The following is a 23,466-nucleotide window of genomic DNA, read 5'->3' on the forward strand; positions in this document are numbered from 1 at the left end:
AGCTATTTAGCTCGCGCTAAATGTTGTAGTAACTCTTATACCAATCAACAAATGCTTTTACGCCTTCGCGTACTTTTACTTCTGGTTTGTAGCCGGTAGCTTTGAACAAATCTTCCGTATCCGCATAAGTCGCGTACACATCACCCGGCTGCATTGACATAAAGTTTTTCTTCGCTTCAATACCTAATGCTTCTTCAAGTGATTCGATAAATTCCATCAGTTTCACTGGGCTTCCGTGACCAATGTTGTACACCTTGTAAGGTGCAGAACTAGTAGCAGGCGAACCTGACTCAACAGTCCAGTCGCTGTTTTTAGCAGGAATCACATCCTGAATGCGGATAATGCCTTCCACAATATCATCGATATAAGTAAAGTCACGGCGCATATCACCGTTGTTATACACGTCTATCGTCTCACCTTTGACAATGGCATTGGTAAATTTAAACAGTGCCATATCAGGGCGGCCCCATGGGCCATAAACCGTAAAGAAGCGTAGACCGGTCGTAGGTACACCATACAAATGCGAGTAGGTATGAGCCATCAACTCATTCGATTTCTTAGTCGCTGCGTAAAGAGAAATTGGATGATCGACAGAGTCAGCAGTATCAAATGGCATCTTCTGGTTAAGCCCATAAACCGAACTTGAAGATGCATACACTAAGTGCTCGATTTTATGATGGCGACAGCCTTCAAGAATTGTCAGATGGCCAACTAAGTTACTATCAGCGTAAGCCATAGGGTTATCGATTGAATAACGAACACCCGCTTGAGCAGCTAAGTGAATCACACGATCAAACTTCTGCTCGGCAAATAAATTCGCAATGCCATCACGATCCGCCAAATCCAACTCAATAAAAGTGAAGTTGTCGTGCTCAACTCGCTTTAGACGATCATGCTTTAACGATACTTGGTAATAGTCATTAAGGTTATCAATGCCCACCACATGATGGCCAGCTGCGCATAAACGCTCTGATACTACAGAGCCAATAAAACCAGCAGCACCTGTCACTAAATATTTCATGTCAGATTCTCTTAAAATTCGTTTGTTGTATTGTATGTGACTGACTAAAGCTTAAGCCAATGCTTTTCTCTAATATATCAGAACCGTTAGATAAACTAGGTTTTCAATTTTGGCACTGGGAGCAGAAAAAAGTATTCCGTTGGCCTATTTTTAGCTCTTCAATCAACTCGCCACATACTGGACAAGGTTGTTCGGCCTTACCGTATACTTGTAATTCTTGAGCAAAGTAGCCTGGTTTGCCATCTGCTTGAGCAAAATCTTTTAACGTCGTGCCACCTTGCTTTATCGCAATGGCGAGCACTTGCTTAATTTCATGTGCCAAACGTTGCCAATCACTCGAGCTTAAACTCCCTGCACTCCGCGTAGGATGGATTCGCGAACTAAACAGTGATTCATTGGCATAGATATTACCCACTCCCACGACGACCTTGTTATCCATAATGAACTGCTTTACTGCGACACGCTTATTAAGCGCTTTAGCCTCAATATACTCAGCATTAAATGCGTCAGTTAATGGTTCTGGTCCCATATTTCCTAGAACTTTATGTTCACCATCTTCAGTCCATAACCATGCACCAAACCGGCGCGGGTCGTTATAGCGTAGAATTTTTCCATTGGTCAGCTTGAGGTCAACATGATCATGTTTTTGCGGAGCCATATTTGCATCCAATACTCTGAGTGAGCCTGACATACCTAAATGTACGATTGCGCAGCCGACATCTGTCTCGATGAGCAAATATTTTGCTCTGCGCGAAATATTGCGTATCACCTGACCTTCAAGTTTTTTTAACTCTTGCGGAATATCCCAACGCAGCTTTGGGGTGCGGAAAGTCATTTGAGCAATAGTTTGGCCAACCAAGTGAGGCGTAATTCCCATTCGGCTCACTTCTACCTCTGGTAATTCAGGCATATTATTGCTCCTTCAGCGAGTTAAGCAGTAAATAATCAGCCTCAACCGTGACCGCAATCCAGCGCTCTTGCCAGTTTTTCAATAGCCAATATTGCGGCATCTGATATAAGGTGATCCTTTGAGGCTCTTCCTGATCGACATACCAAACTTCAAGGCTATTTGGATTTCGCAGTCTAGGCTTAATTGCTTGGTACGTTTCTTCGCTTACTTCTGTGCCTTCTAACTGCGTCCAACGCTGGGCAAATTCCTGCGGAGCGATACTAGTGGCAATATTTATCTGCCATACATCATCATGTTTTTCTAAAGACCATTGGTTAGAGTGGATCGCTTGCAGCTCAAGACTGGGATTAAGTAAAGCAGGGTAAGCACCTTCGGTAGGTTGCTCAATCAAATAGGATTTGATGATCGTAGGCAGGTTGAGTAAGGCCATAAAGGCAACAATACCCAAAATAATAATGTTATTCCAACGACGACGTCTTAAGCGAGTTCGCATGGTAAATACCTAAATTCAAACGATGTCTTTGGAGTATAAGTAAGTTTTAGATAATAAAAAACCCAGCTCGAAAGCTGGGTTTTCTAATTCAGACTTCTGTTAAGAAGCGAGAAACAAAATCAATTACTTGATTTTAGCTTCTTTGTACATAACGTGCTTGCGAACTACAGGATCAAATTTTTTGATCTCGAATTTGCCAGGCATGTTACGCTTGTTCTTATCAGTAGTGTAGAAGTGACCAGTATCAGCAGATGATACTAGACGAATTTTCTCACGTACGCCTTTCTTTGCCATTGTCTATTTCCTCTTAAACGTTTTCGCCGCGTGCACGGATATCAACAAGAACAGCATCGATGCCCTTCTTATCAATGATACGCATACCTTTTGCAGTAAGGCGTAGTTTAACAAAACGTTTTTCGCTCTCTACCCAGAAACGATGAGTTTGTAGGTTCGGCAGAAAACGACGCTTAGTAGCATTTCGTGCGTGTGAACGGTTGTTACCCGTTACTGGACGCTTACCAGTTACTTGGCATACTCGTGACATGAATGTCTTCTCCAAAATCGTTTCAGCTCGATATCAACCTTGGTGGCCGAACCTCTTCTATTTCTAAACAGAAGGATAGAGGTTAAGAGCCGTTATAGAATATCTATACAAGGCTATCAAAGGTCGCGCATTATACTAACTTGACTAGCATTGCTCAAGACCCGAACAGATCCTTTTTACAGGTTTTCGTGATCTTTTTTTAAGCAGAGCTGAATTTAGTCTAAAAAATGTCGGGGGATTGTAGCAGATTTCGATTAACTCACAACAAAAATGTGATTCAAATCCATCCTCGTTCGGCAAAAGATACCACTTCTCCGTCTCCAACCACAAAATGGTCGAGGATTCTGATGTCCACCAGCGCAAGTGCATCCACCAAACGACGCGTAATTCTGCGATCGCATTGACTAGGCTCAGCCACTCCTGAAGGATGGTTGTGAGCAAGGATTAAAGCCGCACTATTGTGCTCTAATGCCCTTTTCACCACTTCCCTTGGGTAAACCGAGGCAGCATCAATAGTGCCCTCAAACAACACCTCACTTGCAATTACGCGATGCTGGTTATCGAGAAACAGCACATAGAAAGCCTCTCTTGGCCTGTCTCTTAATAAACTCGATAAATACAGCTTGGTTTGTTGCGGGCTAGTAAGCGCATCACCACGATGCAAAGTTTCAGCTAGATAGCGCTGAGTCATCTCAACTATTGCCTGCAACTGAACATATTTAGCTTCGCCTAATCCTTTATATTGGCAAAACTCTTGCTGACTCATGGCAAACAGTTTTCTCAGCGAGCCTAACTCACGCAAAAGATAGTCTGATAGTTCGAGTACATTCATTCCTTGCGTACCAGTTCTTAGGAAAATAGCCAGTAGCTCTGCATCGGTTAATGAACTTGCGCCCTGATTCAGCAACTTTTCTCTCGGCATTGATTGAGTAGGAATGGTTTTAATCGCCATCGTCGTAAACACCCTGTTCGCTTGCAGATGCTAACAACAAGACAAAATAAAAAGCGGAAGTCGATACTGACCTCCGCTTTCTTAGCTTCATATAAAACTTAACTGTAACTACGCTGCGAGTTAAAGTTTAAAATTGCCCACTAAATTACGCATTTCTGCACCAGATGTGGTCAGCTTCGAACTAACAGAATCGGACTGCTGCAGCGTTTGATTAATTTCATTTACGATTTGCTGAATCTCAACCAAATTTTGATTGATGTCTTCAGCAACCACACTCTGCTCTTCGGCAGCCGAGGCGGTTTGAATCCCCATATCACGAATGGTAGAAACCGACTGTTGAATTGAAACCAGCGAATTTTGCACCTGAGCGGACTCCTGCGCGGTTTGCTGGCCTCGCTCTTGACTGGTAGCCATCGTCGTGACTGCACGCGCTACGCCATCTCGTAACTGCTTGAGCATATCGCCGATTTCAAGCGTAGAGTTTTGTGTGCGACTAGCAAGATTACGCACTTCATCTGCCACAACCGCAAAACCTCGTCCTTGATCACCCGCACGGGCGGCTTCTATAGCCGCATTTAACGCCAGCAAGTTAGTTTGTTCAGCAATTTCACCAATTACTTCCAGTACTTTGGTTATTTGCTCAGTCTGCAAACTTAAATCAGCCACAGCCTCAGAGGTGGTGTTGACCTCATACACTAACTGCTCAATGCCTGCTATCGCTAGATTCACATCATTTTGCGCATCACTGATTTGATCATTGGCATCATCAATGGCTTGCGCTGTTGCGTTGGTGTTACTTGCCACTTCTTTTGCCGTCATGCTCATTTCTGTTACGGCTGTCACCACTTTATCGGTTTCCAAACAGTGTCGCTGCATTTGCCCGCTAGCTTGACTGGTTTGCTGATCCAAACTTTGCGCAGCAGACTCCACCACTTCCGCGGTACCTCGAATCTCTTTGATTAACGGATGCAGCTTATCCATGAAATGGTTGAACGCCTGCGCGACTTCTCCCACTTCATCTTGGCTCTCCACTTTTAGTCGTGCAGTCAAATCGCCATCCCCTTCCGCAACATCTTTGAGTGACTCTGCAATATGCTGCAATGGCTTTATCCCACGGGCAATAATCACGCTCAGTAAAATGCTCGTCAGAAGCACACCAATAAAGGAAACACCAATGGCGGAGAGTGTATGGCTATTAAGCTCACTTTCACGCTTTGCTCGTGTTGCGGTCACTTGAGCATCAACATCGTCAATATAAATGCCAGTGCCTAGCACCCAATCCCACTTTTCAAGATATTCTGCGTAGCCAAGTTTTGGCGCTTGAGCATCTATGGTTGGCTTATGCCATGAAAAGTAGAGAAAGCCATCACCAGATTTAGATGCATCAATCAAGCCCGCGATCACTGCGACACCATTTTCATCTTTCATGTCATAAAGATTTTTACCCTCAAGCTGAGGTTTGATCGCATGCAAGGTATTCACACCTTGGCTGTCGTAAGCAAAGAAGTAACCATCACTCTCAAAGCGCATCGCTTTAAGAATATCTTTTGCTTGCTGTTTGTTGTTGCCATTGACGTCAGAATCGTAGAGAGGCTTAACAGCCGTCGCCCCCATCATTAAGTGCGCTTTAAGCTCACCCTTTTTGGTCTCGATCAGCTCATTGCGATAATCGACCAATTCATCTTCTAAACTGCGTAACCCGTTAAAATAATAAAGTGCCGTAATCAAGGTGCTGATCGCCACCAGCGGAATCAAGGTAACCAATAACAACTTGCTACGACTTTTGAGAGATATTCCCATAAACTCACCTGCATTATTGCTTTCTATATCAATACATAAAAATGCAAGGTGTTGATATAAATAAACTTAAACACCTTTGTGCATATAATGCTTTAGTATGAAAATATATCTGTGAACCGTGCGGTGATTTTTTGTTCAACAGCATAACTATTCGGTACTTGTTTGATATAGATACACATACGTCAAAACAACGGCACGTATTCCGCCAATTCATTGTGGTAATATCAGCCACAGAAATTGGGAGAAACAGATAATGCAGACACTCGCAGGCAAAAAAATTCTACTTGGCATCAGCGGCGGTATCGCGGCTTACAAATGTGCAGACCTAACCAGGCGCTTAATTGAGCGTGGCGCGCAAGTACAAGTAGTGATGACCCATGCCGCTAAAGAATTCATTACACCATTAACTATGCAAGCGGTATCGGGCCGTCCGGTCTCTGATAGCTTGCTCGATCCTGCCGCTGAAGCGTCAATGGGCCATATTGAGCTGGCTAAGTGGGCTGACTTGGTTCTACTCGCGCCTGCAACAGCAGATCTCATCGCGCGCATGGCTGCGGGAATGGGTAATGACTTACTTACAACTTTAGTTCTAGCAAGTGACGCGCCGATTGCCGTTTCTCCAGCAATGAATCAGCAGATGTACCTAAATCAGGCCACGCAAGAGAACATTGCAACACTTGCACGCCGCGGCATGCACATTTGGGGCCCAGCAGCTGGCGAACAAGCCTGTGGTGATGTTGGTCCAGGCCGAATGCTTGAGCCACTCCAATTGGTCGCACATTGCGAAGAGTTTTGGGGTGATAAGCCTTTACTCGGCAAATCTGTCTTGATCAGTGCAGGCCCAACGCGTGAAGCCATTGACCCAGTGCGCTACATCAGCAACCACAGCTCAGGCAAAATGGGCTTTGCTTTAGCAGAGGCTGCGCAGCAACTTGGCGCTAATGTCACTTTAGTGAGTGGCCCAGTAAGCCTAGCGACGCCAAGCGGCGTTACTCGTATTAATGTCGAAAGTGCTAATCAAATGCACCAAGCGGTGTTAGGCAAAGCCATCAGTCACGATGTTTTCATCAGCTGCGCTGCGGTGGCGGATTACCGTCCAGAGGCAGTAGCAGAGAACAAACTGAAAAAGACCGACGACAATGACCATATGACGGTCAAAATGGTCAAAAATCCAGATATCGTTGCCTCTGTAGCAGCGCTGACGGAAAATCGTCCATTTACTGTTGGCTTTGCAGCAGAGACACAAAACGTTAAGCAATATGCGCTAGGCAAGCTAGAACGTAAGAACCTCGATCTCATCTGTGCGAATGATGTCTCTGTTGAAGGGCAAGGCTTCAATAGTAACGACAACGCCATTACCGTATACTCAAAAGATGGTGAGCAATCACTAACCCTTGCATCAAAACAACAAATTGCAAAACAAATTATTCAGATTATTGCCGACAAGTTGTAATCAATATTTATGAGCTAATCGCTGCCGTGTATTTACCTCACGGCGGTCAGCATTTCTTTGCTAAAAGTGGTAACAAAAGGAATCGTTCATGGCTGGAACTAGAAAAACAAATCGCCGAGAAGAAATCTTACAAGCCCTAGCGCAAATGCTAGAGTCTAACGACGGTGCATCACGCATCACTACTGCCAAACTCGCCAAACAGGTAGGCGTGTCCGAAGCGGCGCTTTATCGTCACTTCCCGAGTAAAGCCCGCATGTTTGAAGGGCTGATCGAGTTTATTGAAGAGTCATTGATGTCACGCATCAACCGTATTCTTGATGAAGAGAAAGACACCCTAACCCGTCTGCGCTTGGTACTTCAGCTGATTTTGGCGTTCTCAGAACGCAACCCTGGCCTAACACGTATTCTTTCAGGCCATGCCTTAATGTTTGAAAACGAACGACTACGCGAGCGTATCAACCAACTATTTGAACGCATTGAAACATCAATCCGCCAAATCTTGCGTGAACGTAAACTGCGTGAAGGTAAATCTTTCCCGGTTGATGAGAGCATTCTCTCTGCTCAACTACTTGGGCAAGTTGAAGGCAGCTTGAACCGCTTTGTTCGCTCTGATTTTAAATATCAGCCAACAGCAAACTTCGAACAATACTGGGAATTACTCAGCGCACAAATTCAATAACCGTAAAAGCGGATGCAGAACATAGGATGTTCACATTCATTTGGTAAAAAAACAAAACCCCGCTGACTTAAGCGGGGTTTTCATTTCTAACTGTCAATGCAGTGATGCAAGCATATTAGATGCCGTATTGAGCGCGGTACGCTTTTACTGCGTCTAAATGCTCAGTTGCATTACCTTTATCTTCTAAGTAAGTCACAAGGTCGCCAAGACTAACGATTGAAATCACTGCGCAGCCAAAGTCACGTTCAACTTCTTGAATCGCAGACAGCTCACCTTTACCCTTTTCTTGGCGGTCGATAGCTACCAATACACCCGCAAGGTCAGCACCATTGGCTTTGATGATTTCCATCGACTCACGAATCGCAGTACCTGCGGTAATCACATCATCCACCAACATAATGCGGCCTTCTAATGCGCTACCAACTAGGTTGCCACCTTCACCATGATCTTTTGCTTCTTTGCGGTTAAAGCAGTAAGGCGTATCAATGTCGTGATGGTCAGCCAGAGCTACAGCAGTCGTCGTCGCAATTGGAATGCCTTTGTAGGCAGGGCCAAATAGCACATCAAAGTCGATGCCCGAATCTGCCAAAGCTGCAGCATAGAAACGACCTAAACGTGCTAGGTCACGGCCTGTATTGAAAAGACCAGCGTTAAAGAAATACGGGCTCTTACGGCCAGACTTTAAAGTAAACTCACCAAACTTTAGAACTTCTTTCTCAAGTGCAAACTCAATAAACTCACGCTGGTATGCTTTCATTACTCTCTCTCTAAATTAGCTTCTAGTTCCCAATCATGGTCCCTAGAAAAGTGACATAAACTCTCTAATATTTTCCTAAAGAGATGACTTTCTCGAACAACACAGTGAAGTCACCTATGAAGAAAATAAAAAAATAGCCCCCAATTGGGAGCTATCAAAATCAACTTTCTAATGCCGCCTTCTGCGCCGCGACAATTTCTGCAATGCCTTTATTTGCCGACTCAAGCAGCTTCAGCAATTCTGCATGGCTAAACGGTTCGCCTTCTGCGGTGCCTTGCACTTCAATCATGCGGCCATCTTCCGTCATCACAACATTCATGTCGGTGTCGGCTGCTGAGTCCTCGACATACTCAAGGTCACACAATACGTCTTCACCAAGAATACCCACAGAGACTGCTGCTACATGGCCTTTCATTGGGTTGTTCTTTAGCTTGCCGTTATCGATAAGATGCTGGAATGCATCTGCCAATGCTACGCTCGCACCAGAGATAGATGCAGTGCGCGTACCGCCATCGGCTTGAATTACGTCACAATCAACCGTAATCATAAACTCGCCCATCGCTTTTAAATCCACTACAGCACGTAGGCTGCGAGCGATTAGGCGTTGAATTTCCATAGTACGGCCGCCTTGTTTACCACTCGCCGCTTCACGACGAGTACGTGAGTGCGTTGCACGTGGCAGCATACCGTATTCAGCCGTCACCCAGCCTTTACCTTGGCCTTTAAGCCAGCGAGGCACATTCTCTTCTACTGTTGCATTACACAACACCTTGGTATTACCGAACTCTACCAATACAGAACCTTCAGCGTAAGCTGTGTATTGACGAGTAATTTTGATTGGGCGAACTTGATCCGCCTTGCGATCGTTTGGACGCATGGGCATATACCTTATATAGAAGGGGAGACGTTTGGTTGGAGCAGGATTATAGCGGAAAACTCCGTCAGTGGCGAGTCGCGTATTTAATCCCAACCGATGAAAAATGTAAGCTGAACTATGCTACTATCTGCGGGTTAATTTTCAGCAAAGTTAAAAGACAGGAAAATTCGATGATTTATAGTATGACGGCATACGCTCGTAAAGAGATCAAAGCTGATTGGGGCACTGCCGTATGGGAAATTCGCAGCGTTAACCAACGTTACTTAGAAACTTACTTTCGCATGCCGGAGCAGTTCCGTGGTCTAGAACCAGTGCTGCGCGAGCGTTTTCGCAAGCGTCTAGCGCGCGGTAAAGTAGAGTGTAACTTGCGCTTTGAAGCCAACCCTGCCGCTCAAGGCGACCTTTCAATTAATGAAGCCTTAGCAAACCAAGTAATCAATGCCGCTAAGCAAGTAATGACGTTAACTGGCGATGAGAACCGCATTAACCCATTCCAAATCATGCAGTGGCCAGGTGTGATGGAAACACCTGAGCAAGACATGGATGCAATCAACAAAGACCTGCTAGCAGGTTTTGATGCAGCGCTAAGTGAGTTTATTGAAGCGCGTGGCCGTGAAGGCGACAACATGAAAGCGCTGATTGAGCAGCGTTTAACTGCGATTACTGAAGAAGTGGTAAAAGTGCGTGCTCGCATGCCAGAAATCTTAACGTGGCAACGTGAACGTCTACTGGGTAAATTTGAAGAAGCGAAAATCGAGCTGGATGCTTCACGCGTTGAGCAAGAACTTATCGTGCTAGCACAGAAATCAGACGTAGCAGAAGAACTAGACCGCCTAGATTCACACGTGAAAGAAGCGACTAACATCCTGAAGAAAGGTGGCGCTGTTGGCCGCCGTCTCGACTTCATGATGCAAGAGTTCAACCGTGAGTCGAACACGCTAGCGTCTAAATCTATCAGCACTGACATCACCGCTTCTGGCGTCGAGCTAAAAGTGCTTATCGAGCAGATGCGTGAACAAATTCAAAACATTGAATAATCGCTCTTCCGCCATAAAAAAATCCCGCTTCGAGCGGGATTTTTTGTATCAAGTAACTCTGAATCGCGTTATAGCAGAACTAGATAAGTCATAAAGATTGCAGACAGCACGTAAATCACTGGATGTACTTGTTTACCTTTGCCCGCTACAACCATTGAGAAGCTGTAGCTAATAAAGCCCATTGCCATGCCGTTCGCAGGCGAGAAGCTTAGAACAGTGAACATAATGGTGAAAAAGGCTGCAATACGAGACTCTTTTTGCTCCCACTGAATCTGACCAAGGCGGCCAATCATATAGATACCTACTACCACCATCGCTGGCGCAACCATTGCCGCAGAGAAAATTGAGAACAGTGGGTATAAGAATAGAGAAACAAGGAATAAGCCCGCAACCACTACCGCTGCTAAGCCAGTCTTCGCGCCTTGTGAAGAAGCAATGCCAGACTCAGAGAAGGCTGTAATTGAAGTGGTACCTAATACAGAACCAATCACCGTACCGCCTGCATCCGCGACAAGTGCTGAACGTGCGTTTGGCACCTTGCCATCTTTATCAATGATGCCCGCATCACGACCAACACCAACAATCGTGCTTAAACCATCAAAGAAATCGACGATTAAGAAGATGACTACAATAAACAGCAAGTCGAACATCTTGTCGGCAGTAATACCTGACAAGTCAAATACCGCACCAAAGCTGCCAGCCATGCTTGGCGGCGCTGAAATAAACTGGTCTGGAATCGGCGCATTGTTTGTGCCCAAGAACATATCCGCTAAGACAGTCAGTACTATCGCAGAAACGAAAGAGATGAACGTTGCCAGTTTAATATCACGAACCATACAACCCAGCGCAACAAAGATACTGATGTAAGCAATAATCACTTTAGGGTCAGCGATATTACCCATGCTTACCAAGATGATTGGGTTAGAAACGATAATGCCAGCGTTCTTCAAACCCAAAAAGGCGATAAACAAACCAAGCGACACGGTAATCGCTAGTTTTAAATCTTCCGGAATCGACTCAATCATCGCTTTACGAATGTTGGTCATCGAGAGAATCAGATACAGCACACCAGAAAGGAAGATACCGAAAAGTGCTTCGTGCCATACCAAAGCTACCGAGCCACTCAACAACATGCCTTTAAAGAAGCCATTCATGCTCATGCCCGGAGCAAGCATCACAGGGTAGTTACCCCAAATACCCATAATCAGCGTCGCAATCGCCGCAGAAATCGCAGTCGCTGTAAACACTGCGCCCTTGTCCATGCCTGGAATGCCACCCAAGATAGCTGGGTTAACGGCCAAAATGTAAGTCATGGCTAGGAAGGTAATAAAGCCAGCATACAATTCAGTACTGACGGTGGTTTTTCGTTCTGAGATCTTAAAGACCGACTCTAGAACGCCAGAAGTTTTCTGAGCTTTAAGGGTTGATTCGAGACTCACAATGTAACCTTTACAACTTGATAGATGGTTGACGGATACACGTGCAGACAGGCAAAGAGAAAGGCTCTTAGCAAGAAGTTACTGTAGTCATCAAGATAGGCTTGATGGTAGAAACGACTAGACCATAACTCTAGACATATACAGCACGTAAACGTTTGCGCGGATTGTATAGATCTAGAGTAAAACTTCAACGATTTTCGTTCTTACCAAGTAAAATAGAACTAACTGCACCGAAAAAACGCTATCTTCGGTTTAAATACATATTCAGCCAGTTACTTATTGTACTTATCTAGTAGTCACAAGCGCGATCCTACGTCGTTTTACTTGTTTAGATCCTTAAGATCGTGATACTCTTCGGCTCCATTTTTCTGACCTAAAAATCACCACTTCGTGTAACTTCTTGGTCAGTACTATCTTTAAACGGTCGACTCTTCTTATCGGCAACCATCCAACCAAATGTGGAACTGTACATATGGGCAAAGGTACTCTTTATATTGTTTCTGCACCTAGCGGCGCAGGAAAATCTAGTCTGATCTCAGCGATGTTGGAAAAGAACCCAACTTACGCAATGAAGGTATCTGTATCGCACACTACGCGTGGCATGCGCCCAGGTGAGCAAGATGGTGTGCACTACCACTTTGTGCAAAAAGAGTATTTTGAAGAGTTGATTGAGAAAGGTGAGTTCCTAGAGTACGCCGAAGTATTCGGTAACTACTACGGCACTTCTCGCGTTTGGATTGAACAGATGCTAGAAAAAGGGATCGACGTATTCCTTGATATCGATTGGCAAGGCGCGCGTCAAATCCGCGAGCAAATGCCTTTAGCTCAAAGCATCTTCATTCTTCCACCGTCGAACGGCGAACTAGAACGTCGCCTAACCGCGCGTGGTCAAGATAGCGACTCTGTTATTGCCAAGCGCATGGCAGAAGCTAAATCAGAGATTTCTCACTATAACGAGTATGACTACGTTATCGTGAACGATGACTTCGATACTGCATTGATGGACTTTAAAGCCATCATTCGTGCAGAAAGATTGAAGCAAGACAAGCAAACTGCTAAATATAAAGGCATGCTTGATGCTCTATTGGCGGAATAAGGTCTAACCTTAATTTAGCCTTTACACCGATGAGTGCAGTTCGCCGCTAGTATATAGTGGCCGAAGCCTGTATAATTTCTCGTCATTCAAAATTTTAGTTAACTAATTTGGAGTCCTCATGGCACGCGTAACTGTTCAAGACGCTGTTGAAAAAGTTGGCAACCGTTTCGACCTAGTACTGATTGCGGCTCGCCGCGCACGTCAAATGCAATCTGGCGGTAAAGATTCACTAGTGCCAGAAGAGAACGATAAGCCAACGGTTATCGCTCTACGCGAAATCGAAGAAGGTTTGATCACTAAAGAGATCCTTGATGCACGTGAGCGTCAAGAGCAACAAGAGCAAGAAGCAGCAGAGCTAGCAGCAGTAAGCAGCATCGCTCACACTCGCTAATCTGATCTTCTCCACAACAATCTTTTTCGGGCCTAAAGTTTGTATCTATTCGATAGCCTAAAAGACGTTGCCCAAGAATACCTCCCAGAGCCTCAAGTTGAGGCTCTGCGTCAATCTTATGTGGTAGCGAAAGACGCCCATGAAGGGCAAACCCGCTCAAGCGGGGAACCTTATATTATCCACCCTGTAGCTGTTGCTCGTATTTTGGCGGAAATGCGCCTTGATATTGAGACCTTGCAAGCAGCCCTTCTTCATGACGTGATTGAAGACACTGAAGTCACTAAAGAAGAACTCGAAGAGCAATTTGGCACAACTGTAGCTGAATTGGTGGATGGTGTTTCTAAGCTGGATAAGCTTAAATTTCGTGATCGCAAAGAAGCTCAAGCAGAGAACTTTCGTAAGATGGTCCTTGCCATGGTGCAAGACATCCGCGTTATCCTGATCAAGCTGGCTGACCGAACTCACAACATGCGTACGCTAGGCGCTCTTCGCCCAGACAAAAAACGTCGCATTGCCCGTGAGACCCTTGAAATTTACTCTCCTTTGGCACACCGCCTTGGTATCCACAACATCAAAACAGAGCTAGAAGAGCTGGGTTTTGAAGCCTTATATCCAAATCGCTATCGCGTACTCAAAGAAGTAGTACGTGCGGCGCGTGGTAATCGTAAAGAGATGATCCAGCGCATTCATAGCGAGATTGAAGGCCGCTTAGAAGAAGTCGGCTTGAAGGCACGTGTAGTCGGACGCGAAAAGAACCTGTTTTCTATCTACAACAAGATGAAAACCAAGGAACAGCGCTTCCACACCATCATGGATATCTACGCGTTCCGTGTCATCGTTGAAGAGCCTGATACCTGTTATCGCGTGCTTGGCCAAGTACACAGCTTGTATAAACCACGTCCGGGCCGAGTAAAAGACTACATTGCAGTACCAAAAGCCAACGGTTATCAATCTATCCATACTTCAATGGTTGGCCCTCATGGCGTGCCAGTTGAAGTGCAGATCCGTACAGAAGATATGGATCAAATGGCGGATAAAGGTGTCGCGGCGCATTGGTCTTACAAAGGCAATGGCGAGCGCACAGGCACCACCGCACAAGTCAAAGCTCAGCGTTGGATGCAAAGCCTGTTAGAGCTGCAACAAAGTGCCGGTAACTCATTTGAATTCATCGAAAACGTAAAATCAGATCTGTTCCCAGATGAGATTTACGTCTTCACGCCAAAAGGCCGTATCGTTGAGCTGCCTGTTGGCGCGACTGCAGTAGACTTTGCTTACGCGGTTCACACCGATGTGGGTAACACTTGTGTTGGTGCTCGTGTTGATCGTAACCCTTACCCATTAAGTAAGGCGCTGAAAAACGGTCAAACCATCGAGATTATCTCTGCACCAGGTGCTCGACCAAATGCTGCATGGCTAAACTATGTAGTGACTTCTCGCGCTCGCACTAAGATTCGTCAAGTGCTGAAAACCATGCGCCGTGAAGAGTCGATTACCCTAGGTCGTCGCCTGCTAAACCACGCATTGGGTGAGCAGAACCTTGGTGACATCAACCAAGAAAACGTCGACTACGTGCTGAGCGAGCTAAAGATCGCCACGGTTGAAGACCTATTAGCGGATATTGGCCTTGGCGAGCTAATGAGCATCGTTATTGCACGTCGCCTATTGGGTGATGCTGACGAACTGACTGAAGTAAGCGAAGCAGAATCAGATAAGCCGAAGAAGAAGCTGCCTATCCGCGGTGCGGAAGGTATTTTGCTAACCTTTGCCAACTGTTGTCACCCTATTCCAGATGATCACATCATCGCTCACGTCTCTCCGGGTCGTGGCCTAGTGGTTCACCGCGAAACCTGTCCGAACGTACGTGGTTATCAGAAAGAACCTGATAAATACATGGCGGTCGAATGGTCTGACGATTACGAACAAGATTTCAGCACTGAGCTAAAAGTCGATGTTCAAAACCGTCAAGGTGCACTGGCTGAACTGACTAACGTCATTTCTAAGACAGGCTCGAATATTCATGGCCTATCAACAGAAGAGCGTGATGGTCGTTTGTACACAGTGACTGTGCTGCTCACAACCAAAGATCGTGTTCATTTGGCTGGCATCATGCGCCGCATCAAAGCGATGCCGCATACCCTGAAAGTTCGTCGTCGTAAGAACTAATCCAGTACCGAACAAAACTAGCCCTTGAACCCGCTTCAAGGGCTTTTCTTTTTAGCTAGCCTTCAAAGATTAAAGAAAGACTCCAATGAATTTAGAACGTTACCATCGCATTCAACAGGTGCTAAAAGCGCGCCAAACCGACCTAACTTTTTGTCTAGAAGAAGTTCATAAACCTAACAACGTTTCTGCGGTTATCCGCACTGCCGATGCGACTGGCATCCATAAGATTCACGCCGTATGGCCAAACGAAATGCGCACTCTAGGTCACACATCGGCAGGTGCTCGCAACTGGGTTGAGGTCGATACGCACGACACCATTGAAGAAGCGATTGGCGAACTCAAAGCACAAGGCATGCAGGTATTGGTAACCAACTTATCGGATACCGCCGTCGATTTTCGCGAGATTGATTACACCAAACCTACCGCCATCATTCTTGGCAGCGAAAAGATTGGCGCATCTGAAAAAGCCAAACAACTGGCCGATCAAGACATCATCATCCCGATGATTGGTATGGTGCAGTCACTCAACGTCTCCGTTGCTAGCGCCGTCATCATGTATGAAGCGCAGCGCCAGCGTGAAGCAGCGGGTATGTACGACAAAGAGAAGAGCTCGATTCCAGAAGAATCAATCCATCGCGTTCTGTTTGAACGTGGCCACCCAGTGTTAGCCAAAGTGGCTAAACGCAAAGGGCTAGCTTATCCACCACTGGATGACCAAGGCCAAATAGTGGCCGACGAATCTTGGTGGCAAGAGATGCAGAAGAAATAGAGCGAATATCAAGGGCTAGCATGATGTGCTAGCCCTTTTTCATCCTTAACCTAACATCGTTAGCCCAAAAGGTTGAATCAACGGAATTTGCTGTACAAAAACACAGCCCAATGGTTAACTATCTAGATTCGAGATAAACCAACATGCTGGGCTAAACCACTATGTCACAACTACTTTCTGCTATTCCTCTCACTTCACTGACTGGCGTTGGTGCAAAAGTCGCGGAAAAACTGGCAAAAGTAGGCCTCAATAACGTCCAAGATTTACTGTTTCACCTTCCGCTGCGCTATGAAGACCGCACCCGAATTTACCCTATCGTAAAACTGCACGCTGGCTTATGGGCAGCAGTGCAAGGCAAAGTCATGAGCGTGGATACCATTTTCGGTAAACGCAAAATGCTGGCGGTGAAGATCAGTGATGGTAATGGCACCATTACCCTGCGTTTTTTCAACTTTACTGCGGCGATGAAAAACAATTTTGCTCAAGGCAAAACGGTGCATGCCTATGGTGAAATCAAACGTGGTGGCATCGGTTTAGAAATCATTCATCCAGACTACAAGTTTTACTCTCCAGAACAAAAGCCTGATACGGAACAAACCTTAACGCCGGTCTATCCAACCACCGATGGCCTAAGGCAAGTCACCTTACGTAACCTAACCGAGCAGGCATTGCAGCTTCTCGACAAGTCGGCAGTACAAGAGTTATTACCTAGTGGTTTGTACGATCACCAAATCACCCTTGGCCAAGCACTACACACCATTCATCGTCCACCACCAAGTTTGGATATGGAACAGTTCGATGAAGGTAAGCATCCGGCGCAGATCCGCTTGATCATAGAAGAGTTGCTCGCGCAAAATCTGTCAATGTTAGCGGTGCGCAGTAAAGGCCAATTAGACAACGCCTTACCACTTGCCGAGGTAGACTCGCTTAAACAGCAACTCTTAGCTCAGCTGCCTTTCTCACCCACCAATGCACAGGCCAGAGTAGTAAAAGAGATAGAGCAAGACCTTGTTAAGCCTCACCCGATGATGCGCCTAGTACAAGGGGATGTCGGCTCTGGTAAAACCTTAGTCGCCGCTTTAGCCGCAGTGCGCGCCATCGAGCATGGCTATCAAGTGGCGCTAATGGCGCCAACTGAATTATTAGCTGAGCAGCACGCCATCAACTTCGCCAACTGGTTTGAAAAGATGGGTATTCAGGTGGGCTGGCTAGCAGGCAAGCTCAAAGGAAAAGCCAAAGAGGCAGAACTGGCACGCATTGCCAATGGTGAAGCACAAATGGTAGTGGGCACTCACGCTTTATTCCAAGAGCATGTTGAATTTCATAATCTCGCGCTTGTGATCATCGATGAACAACACCGCTTTGGTGTCCATCAGCGTTTAGAGCTGCGAGAAAAAGGCGCCAAACAAGGCGCATACCCACATCAGTTAATCATGACAGCGACGCCGATCCCACGCACCTTGGCTATGACCGCGTATGCCGATCTCGAAACCTCGGTGATTGATGAACTGCCACCGGGGCGAACGCCAATTCAAACTGTCGCCATTCCTGATACAAAACGCGATGATATTGTCGAGCGAGTACGAAATGCCTGCCTCAATGAAGGCAAACAAGCCTATTGGGTGTGTACCTTAATTGATGAATCAGAAGTGCTTGAGGCGCAAGCCGCCGCAGACACCGCCGAAGAGCTGCAACGCATCTTGCCGGATGTCAAAATCGGCTTAGTGCATGGCCGAATGAAGCCGGCAGAGAAACAAGCGGTGATGCAGGATTTCAAAGACAACAAACTGCACTTGTTAGTCGCGACTACCGTGATTGAAGTGGGTGTTGATGTGCCTAATGCCAGTTTAATGATCATAGAAAACCCAGAACGCCTTGGCCTTGCTCAATTACACCAATTAAGAGGCCGTGTAGGCCGTGGTAGCGTTGCAAGCCACTGTGTGCTGCTGTATCACTCTCCCCTATCAAAAACTGCTCAGAAGCGCTTAGGCGTGCTGCGTGAAAGTAATGATGGCTTCGTGATTGCCCAGCGTGACTTAGAAATTCGTGGCCCGGGTGAACTACTCGGCACCAAACAAACCGGTATGGCCGACTTTAAGATTGCTGACTTAGTCCGCGATCAACGACTTATCCCTGAAGTTCAGCGCATAGCACGCTACATTCACGACAATTACCCATCCAATGCGGCATCAATTATCGATCGTTGGCTGGGTGAGCGCGACGTTTACTCTAAAGCTTAAATCGACAATCCATTCGTGAGCGAAACCTCTCATGAGAACCCGTTCGTTCAAAACCATAAAAAAGACCCAGCGATTAAGCTGGGTCTTTCGTTTCAATCTTGACCGTTTGGCAGTGGTAAGATTATTTAACTGAGGTTACTCGGCTCGCTTTTTCACCGCTTGCAGAGATAGAGCGAATGAACACTTCACCAACGATGGTCGGGCGCTTGTCATCTGAGTAAGTTGACCAGTTTTCACCATCCACTGAGTATTGCAGTTCTACCCCAGGGAATGCGCTGTTCATCGCCAATTGGCCATTTTCAACTTTCGCACCCGGTACTGGTAGGCGGTAATCAATGCCCGCTTTTTCCAGTTTCGCCAACTCACGTTGACCAAGGATGTTCGCAAAGCGGTTGTAGTCTTGGCTTAGTGCAGCTTTATCGACTAGGTTCGTCTCTAGTGAGTATTCAACACCTGCTTTGTACTCGTTTTCCCAGCTTGCTTCGTGCCATGCACGCTCTGCTGCGGCTAACACACGTGGGAATACCATGTACTCATATTGCTCATCAGTACGAACCGTTTCAGACCAAAGCTGCGCTGATAGGCCGTAAAATGGTTTCGCTTCAACTTCACCTTTGCCAGTAAAGCCATTGCCGTCGCGGTCTACCGATGTTTCAGCGTTCTGTGGCATGTTCTCTGGTGCAAAGCCAAACATCTTACGAGTATCTGTTGCACGAGTTGCCCAGTAGTAGCCACGCTCTTTTGGGTCAACTTCGTAAGGCATGTCCATGTAAACGTAATCAGGGTTAGATACCACTACGTCATAGCCTTTCTTCGCCCACTCGTATACTGAACCTGTACCGCCCCAGTAAAGAACATCCCAGAAGTTCACGCGAGTCGTTTCAGAAGCGAATGTTTCTGCACCGCCCTCGATGTATTTCAGACCATCCTGCCATGCTTGGAAGTGAGGAATGCCGTTCTTAACTGCAATCTTTGATACTTCTTGAGCAAAGTAACCTGGCAGCTGACCAAAGTCGTTCACCGTGCCGTTAGCCACTAGAGCCTGACATTGTGGCGATTTTGCAAATGGCTTGTCTTGCTTGCTTAGGTCGATGTTACCTTTCCACGCCACTGGGTCAGCAGCATTGTTGTCTTGGAAACCCGCACCTAGTTTGATGTTCTTCGCTTCATCACCACCGAAGTGCCAAGTTGTTAGTGGCATACCTGCTTCATTGTGCATCGCTGCTACTTCTGAAATCACTTTATCAACAAAGCGAGACGATGATTCCTGACATGGGTTTACAAAGCTGTGCTTATCGTAGAACTGAATCGTGGTTACGTTTGACGTATCTTGTGGGTCAGTCAGACGGTACTCATTGGCACCCGCTTCATCACCCGCCGCCATTAGGCGATCGTAACGCGCTTCCATCGAGATGATTGCTGCACGAGCGTGCGCTGGCATATCGATTTCTGGAATGACTTCAATATGGCGAGCTTTAGCGTATTTTAGGATTTCAACGTAATCCGTTTTACTAAAGTAGCCTGAACCGAAGTTGTCAGTAGATGGACCAGAGCCTAACTGAGGTAGCAGACAGTTTTGTTCATCAAGGTCAAAACAACGCTGGCCGCCGACGTCTGTTAACTCAGGTAAGCCTGGAATTTCTAAACGCCAACCTTCATCATCCGTCAGGTGAAGGTGTAGCTTGTTCATTTTGTACGCCGCCATTTGGTCTAGCGTTGCTAAAATTGCATCTTTGGTGTGGAAGTTACGTGCTACGTCTACCATTACACCGCGGTAATCAAAGCGTGGAGCATCAACAATCAGAATTTCTGGTAGTGTTTCGTCTTCACCCATTAGGCCAAACACAGATTGTACTGCGTAGAAAAGACCTGCTTGGTCGTAGCCTTTAATGTCGATGCCTTGCTGAGTAATTCTCAGCTCGTAAGCACCTGCTTTACCAAGTTCTGCAGGGAACTCAGAAGGAACAATCGCAGTGTTTACTTTAATCGTACCGTTAAGGTTGATATCCAATACATCTGCACGAGTGTTTAGCGCGGTTAACTGTTCAGCAGTGAAGAGCTCGCTTGGTAATGCAAAACCTTGAGATGCCGATACTTTACCTTGACCGGCTTCAACGTGTAGCGGCGTTGGAACTAGCGCCGTTGATACGTCTTGCTTAGCCAGATCAGCATTTTTCTCAAAACGAGTGATCGCAGTCGCGAATACGTTGTTGTCATCTGGAGTACGTTTTAGTTTCTCGCCCTCAAGACCTGATACCACAGACGCCATATCTTGCACATCTAACGAAGCAATCATCTTAGGCTCTGCGTCAGGTGCAGTAACAAATGCGCCTGGCATGAAGTCAGTTTCAAATAACTGCCAGTATTCGCCAATCAGTGGAATTTCAACTTTTTCACCCGCCGCAAAACCATCAAACTTTTCGGTTGGTTCAAGTTTATGTAGGTCGCCCGTTACGCGAGTAATTTTGAACTGGTCGTTGTCCACATCAAGAATCAGACGAATACTGTGGAAGTAGATAGCCCAATCTTTACTGTTCACCGCTTCGCCTTGGTTTTCTAGCGTCATCAGAACCTTATTACATGATGCCCATTCCGCACCAAGATCCTGACACGCTAAACCTTCGTTAGCGCCGTGGTTCGTTAATACCTCGTAATTCACATCCAAATTGTCTGCGAGTGTATTAACCACTTGTTGAGAGTTTTGAATAGAAGAGCAACCGGCCAAAGTTGCTAGAACAGAAACAGCGATCAAACTTGGTTTCAACATCTTACTTACCCTTAAAAACACTTACCTAGTCATCAGCAAAAAAAGCGCTGAACTAAAAATCAAACTTCAATGACGTCAAAATATAAGTAGTTATTTTTGAGCGTAAAATTAATCAGCAAAAATCAGTGATCTGGTTCAAATCGGAGGGTAAACACAAAAATATAAAAACTTTAAAAACAAACACTTAGGGTTAACGTTAAAATCTAAAAACTTTTTTTAACGTTATTGTTGCGATCTAGGTCACTCTCTATAGAGGGTCAATCAAGCACTTAGTGTTAAAAGCTCGGCTATAAAAGGTAAGGCAAATCGTCGTAGGTAAATAATTATCGACAAAAACGTGAATATGATCTCGATTTCGCTGACGTCAACACTCGTTAAAAATTTAGGTTTTGACGATTTTTCCAGAATAGAAAAACAAGTCAGACACTTTTGCCCATTATCAACGGTGGTGAGAAAAGAGCACAATGAGATCGAATCAACCAGATAGCAGATATAAAAAAACCAGCAATAATGCTGGTTTTGCTCTGCACTCCAGAAGGTAACGACTTAATCTTTTATCTGCAGAATATCGCTCCACGGCAATTGCTCATCACCCAGAACGATAAAGTTTGGGTTTTCTAGAGTTTCACGTTCATTGTAAGAGAGCGGCGCTAGCTGAGTGCTTAAAATTCGGCCACCCGCTTCTTCGACAATACATTGCGTGGCGGCAGTATCCCACTCGCCTGTTGGGCCCAAACGTAAATAACAGTCCACCGCACCTTCTGCGACTAAACACGCTTTGAGAGCAGCAGAGCCCAATGGCACTAAATCGTAGTTCCATGCGGTGCTCATACGGCGAGTAATACGGTTGATATCTTGGCGGCGACTGATGGCGATCGCTATTGGATGCTGCTGACCTTGATGCTGATGAGTAGTAATACGCACACTCTCACTCATATCAGGAATCTTCCAAGCGCCCTTGCCTTGGTAAGCATAGTAAGTGACCCCTGATACTGGGCCATACACCACGCCCATCACTGGCTTATGATTTTCAATCAGCGCAATGATGGTAGCAAAGTCACCACTACGGGCGATGAACTCTTGCGTGCCGTCTAGTGGGTCAACCAACCAGTAGCGATCCCATTGTGCGCGCTTGTCTAAGCTAATGTCTGCGGCCTCTTCTGACAGAACTGGGATGTCAGGGGTCAACTCAGACAGCTTTTCCATAATGAACTTATGCGCGGCAAGATCGGCACTGGTCACCGGCGTTTCATCACTCTTAGTAAACTCTTCGTACTCTTTCTTTTGGTAAATATCCAAAATCAATTGCCCCGCCGAACGGGCAATCTCTATCACTGCTGGTAAATGATGAGATAAATCTTTAGTTATTGGCATAATGGTTCCTTGAGGACTCTGCTCTCGTTATGATTTTAGGTGTCGTAGAGCGAGTAACAGTGCGGTTATACTCCGCGCTTCATTAAAATCGAGATGGGTTAGCAGCTCTTCAGCTTGCGCTAACGGCCAACGCACAATCTCTAGGGGTTCAGGCTCATCCCCTTCCAGTTGTTCGGGATACAAATCTTGAGCAACAAACAGTGTCATCTTGCTTGAGAAGTAAGAAGGCGCAAGTACCACTTGTTTTAACGGCGTTAATTGTTGCGCGCCAAAGCCAATCTCTTCTTTCAACTCTCGGTTCGCTGCTTGTTCTGGTGTTTCACCTTCATCAATTAAGCCTTTCGGAAAACCAAGCTCGTACTGCTCTGTACCCGCGGCATATTCTTTAACAAGCAGAATGTCACCTTGCTCAGTAACAGGAACCATCATCACCGCATGACGACCACTTGGGCGCATGCGCTCATAAGTGCGCAGCTCACCATTACTAAAGCGTAAATCAATCGCTTCAATGGCAAACAAACGTGATTGAGCAACCGTATTTTTATCCAGAATTTCTGGTAGTGTTTTGTTGGTCACTGTTGGCTCCTACTTAGCTATAGATTCATTTAATATATGAAAAAAAAGCCGCGATTGAAAAGCAAACCTCGTAACGAAGTGGCAAAACGAGATATAAAAAAGGGCTGGCCTAAAGCCAACCCTTCGTC

The 23,466-nt window shown here is 45.9% G+C and carries 21 protein-coding genes and 1 riboswitch; of the genes, 8 read left to right on the forward strand and 13 right to left on the reverse strand.

The features are described from left to right. Window positions 1-16 precede the first annotated feature (16 nt). The 7 genes from MU515_RS09085 to MU515_RS09115 form a co-directional block, all read right to left on the reverse strand. Window positions 17-1,021 carry an NAD-dependent epimerase gene (locus tag MU515_RS09085; protein ID WP_260260105.1) on the reverse strand — a complete coding sequence of 335 codons (1,005 nt, stop codon included), beginning with the start codon at window positions 1,019-1,021 and terminating at the stop codon, window positions 17-19. A 103-nt stretch (window positions 1,022-1,124) separates the two neighbouring features. After that, on the reverse strand, window positions 1,125-1,931 hold the full coding sequence (gene mutM / locus MU515_RS09090) for a bifunctional DNA-formamidopyrimidine glycosylase/DNA-(apurinic or apyrimidinic site) lyase (protein ID WP_260260106.1): 807 nt from the start codon (window positions 1,929-1,931) through the stop codon (window positions 1,125-1,127). A gap of 1 nt (window position 1,932) precedes the next feature. Continuing rightward, window positions 1,933-2,424 carry a hypothetical protein gene (locus tag MU515_RS09095; RefSeq protein WP_260260107.1) on the reverse strand — a complete coding sequence of 164 codons (492 nt, stop codon included), beginning with the start codon at window positions 2,422-2,424 and terminating at the stop codon, window positions 1,933-1,935. Window positions 2,425-2,547: 123 nt separating this feature from the next. Then, on the reverse strand, window positions 2,548-2,718 hold the full coding sequence (gene rpmG / locus MU515_RS09100; protein WP_260260108.1) for a 50S ribosomal protein L33: 171 nt from the start codon (window positions 2,716-2,718) through the stop codon (window positions 2,548-2,550). Window positions 2,719-2,731: 13 nt separating this feature from the next. Beyond that, complete coding sequence (gene rpmB / locus MU515_RS09105) at window positions 2,732-2,968, reverse strand: 50S ribosomal protein L28 (protein ID WP_004728407.1); 237 nt, start codon at window positions 2,966-2,968, stop codon at window positions 2,732-2,734. A gap of 277 nt (window positions 2,969-3,245) precedes the next feature. Continuing rightward, the gene (radC, locus tag MU515_RS09110; protein ID WP_260260109.1) at window positions 3,246-3,920 is read right to left on the reverse strand and encodes a RadC family protein; all 675 of its coding nucleotides are present in this window, start codon (window positions 3,918-3,920) and stop codon (window positions 3,246-3,248) included. Window positions 3,921-4,040: 120 nt separating this feature from the next. After that, window positions 4,041-5,720 carry a methyl-accepting chemotaxis protein gene (locus MU515_RS09115; protein WP_260260110.1) on the reverse strand — a complete coding sequence of 560 codons (1,680 nt, stop codon included), beginning with the start codon at window positions 5,718-5,720 and terminating at the stop codon, window positions 4,041-4,043. A 253-nt stretch (window positions 5,721-5,973) separates the two neighbouring features. Here MU515_RS09115 and coaBC point away from each other — a divergent pair, with 253 nt between their 5' ends. Beyond that, window positions 5,974-7,173 (forward strand): bifunctional phosphopantothenoylcysteine decarboxylase/phosphopantothenate--cysteine ligase CoaBC, encoded by a 1,200-nt coding sequence (gene coaBC / locus MU515_RS09120; RefSeq protein ID WP_260260111.1) that lies wholly within the window; start codon window positions 5,974-5,976, stop codon window positions 7,171-7,173. Between the two features lie 88 nt (window positions 7,174-7,261). Next, on the forward strand, window positions 7,262-7,852 hold the full coding sequence (gene slmA, locus MU515_RS09125; RefSeq protein ID WP_260260112.1) for a nucleoid occlusion factor SlmA: 591 nt from the start codon (window positions 7,262-7,264) through the stop codon (window positions 7,850-7,852). A gap of 115 nt (window positions 7,853-7,967) precedes the next feature. Here slmA and pyrE read toward each other — a convergent pair whose 3' ends face one another. Both pyrE and rph read right to left on the reverse strand, forming a co-directional pair. After that, on the reverse strand, window positions 7,968-8,609 hold the full coding sequence (gene pyrE / locus MU515_RS09130) for an orotate phosphoribosyltransferase (protein ID WP_260260113.1): 642 nt from the start codon (window positions 8,607-8,609) through the stop codon (window positions 7,968-7,970). Between the two features lie 160 nt (window positions 8,610-8,769). Continuing rightward, window positions 8,770-9,486 (reverse strand): ribonuclease PH, encoded by a 717-nt coding sequence (gene rph, locus MU515_RS09135; protein ID WP_260260114.1) that lies wholly within the window; start codon window positions 9,484-9,486, stop codon window positions 8,770-8,772. A gap of 170 nt (window positions 9,487-9,656) precedes the next feature. On the opposite strand from rph, the gene MU515_RS09140 reads away from it, so the two are divergent. Further along, window positions 9,657-10,523, forward strand: a complete 867-nt coding sequence (locus tag MU515_RS09140; protein WP_260260115.1) for a YicC/YloC family endoribonuclease — start codon at window positions 9,657-9,659, stop codon at window positions 10,521-10,523. A gap of 68 nt (window positions 10,524-10,591) precedes the next feature. Here MU515_RS09140 and MU515_RS09145 read toward each other — a convergent pair whose 3' ends face one another. Next, the gene (locus tag MU515_RS09145) at window positions 10,592-11,962 is read right to left on the reverse strand and encodes an NCS2 family permease (RefSeq protein ID WP_260260116.1); all 1,371 of its coding nucleotides are present in this window, start codon (window positions 11,960-11,962) and stop codon (window positions 10,592-10,594) included. 64 nt (window positions 11,963-12,026) lie between these two features. After that, window positions 12,027-12,126, reverse strand: a riboswitch (purine riboswitch). A 308-nt stretch (window positions 12,127-12,434) separates the two neighbouring features. Between MU515_RS09145 and gmk the strand changes: the two genes are divergently transcribed. The 5 genes from gmk to recG all read left to right on the forward strand — a co-directional run bounded on the left by gmk (window position 12,435) and on the right by recG (window position 18,621). Next, window positions 12,435-13,058 carry a guanylate kinase gene (gene gmk, locus MU515_RS09150; protein ID WP_260260117.1) on the forward strand — a complete coding sequence of 208 codons (624 nt, stop codon included), beginning with the start codon at window positions 12,435-12,437 and terminating at the stop codon, window positions 13,056-13,058. Between the two features lie 118 nt (window positions 13,059-13,176). Next, window positions 13,177-13,449: a DNA-directed RNA polymerase subunit omega gene (rpoZ, locus tag MU515_RS09155; RefSeq protein ID WP_260260118.1), complete on the forward strand. Its 273-nt coding sequence runs from the start codon at window positions 13,177-13,179 to the stop codon at window positions 13,447-13,449. A gap of 39 nt (window positions 13,450-13,488) precedes the next feature. Next, window positions 13,489-15,612 (forward strand): bifunctional GTP diphosphokinase/guanosine-3',5'-bis pyrophosphate 3'-pyrophosphohydrolase, encoded by a 2,124-nt coding sequence (gene spoT / locus MU515_RS09160; protein WP_260260119.1) that lies wholly within the window; start codon window positions 13,489-13,491, stop codon window positions 15,610-15,612. 85 nt (window positions 15,613-15,697) lie between these two features. Next, window positions 15,698-16,381, forward strand: a complete 684-nt coding sequence (trmH, locus tag MU515_RS09165) for a tRNA (guanosine(18)-2'-O)-methyltransferase TrmH (protein WP_260260120.1) — start codon at window positions 15,698-15,700, stop codon at window positions 16,379-16,381. A gap of 161 nt (window positions 16,382-16,542) precedes the next feature. Then, window positions 16,543-18,621 carry an ATP-dependent DNA helicase RecG gene (recG, locus tag MU515_RS09170; protein WP_260260121.1) on the forward strand — a complete coding sequence of 693 codons (2,079 nt, stop codon included), beginning with the start codon at window positions 16,543-16,545 and terminating at the stop codon, window positions 18,619-18,621. A gap of 121 nt (window positions 18,622-18,742) precedes the next feature. Here recG and MU515_RS09175 read toward each other — a convergent pair whose 3' ends face one another. The 3 genes from MU515_RS09175 to nudE all read right to left on the reverse strand — a co-directional run bounded on the left by MU515_RS09175 (window position 18,743) and on the right by nudE (window position 23,338). Next, window positions 18,743-21,388, reverse strand: coding sequence for a beta-N-acetylhexosaminidase (locus tag MU515_RS09175; protein ID WP_260260122.1), 2,646 nt, complete (start codon window positions 21,386-21,388; stop codon window positions 18,743-18,745). A gap of 546 nt (window positions 21,389-21,934) precedes the next feature. Next, window positions 21,935-22,762 carry a 3'(2'),5'-bisphosphate nucleotidase CysQ gene (gene cysQ / locus MU515_RS09180; RefSeq protein WP_260260123.1) on the reverse strand — a complete coding sequence of 276 codons (828 nt, stop codon included), beginning with the start codon at window positions 22,760-22,762 and terminating at the stop codon, window positions 21,935-21,937. Between the two features lie 27 nt (window positions 22,763-22,789). Next, window positions 22,790-23,338, reverse strand: a complete 549-nt coding sequence (nudE, locus tag MU515_RS09185; RefSeq protein ID WP_260260124.1) for an ADP compounds hydrolase NudE — start codon at window positions 23,336-23,338, stop codon at window positions 22,790-22,792. Between the last annotated feature and the right edge of the window lie 128 nt (window positions 23,339-23,466).

It is taken from the genome of Vibrio intestinalis, from assembly GCF_025195085.2.
Taxonomy (GTDB): Bacteria; Pseudomonadota; Gammaproteobacteria; order Enterobacterales; family Vibrionaceae; genus Vibrio; species Vibrio intestinalis.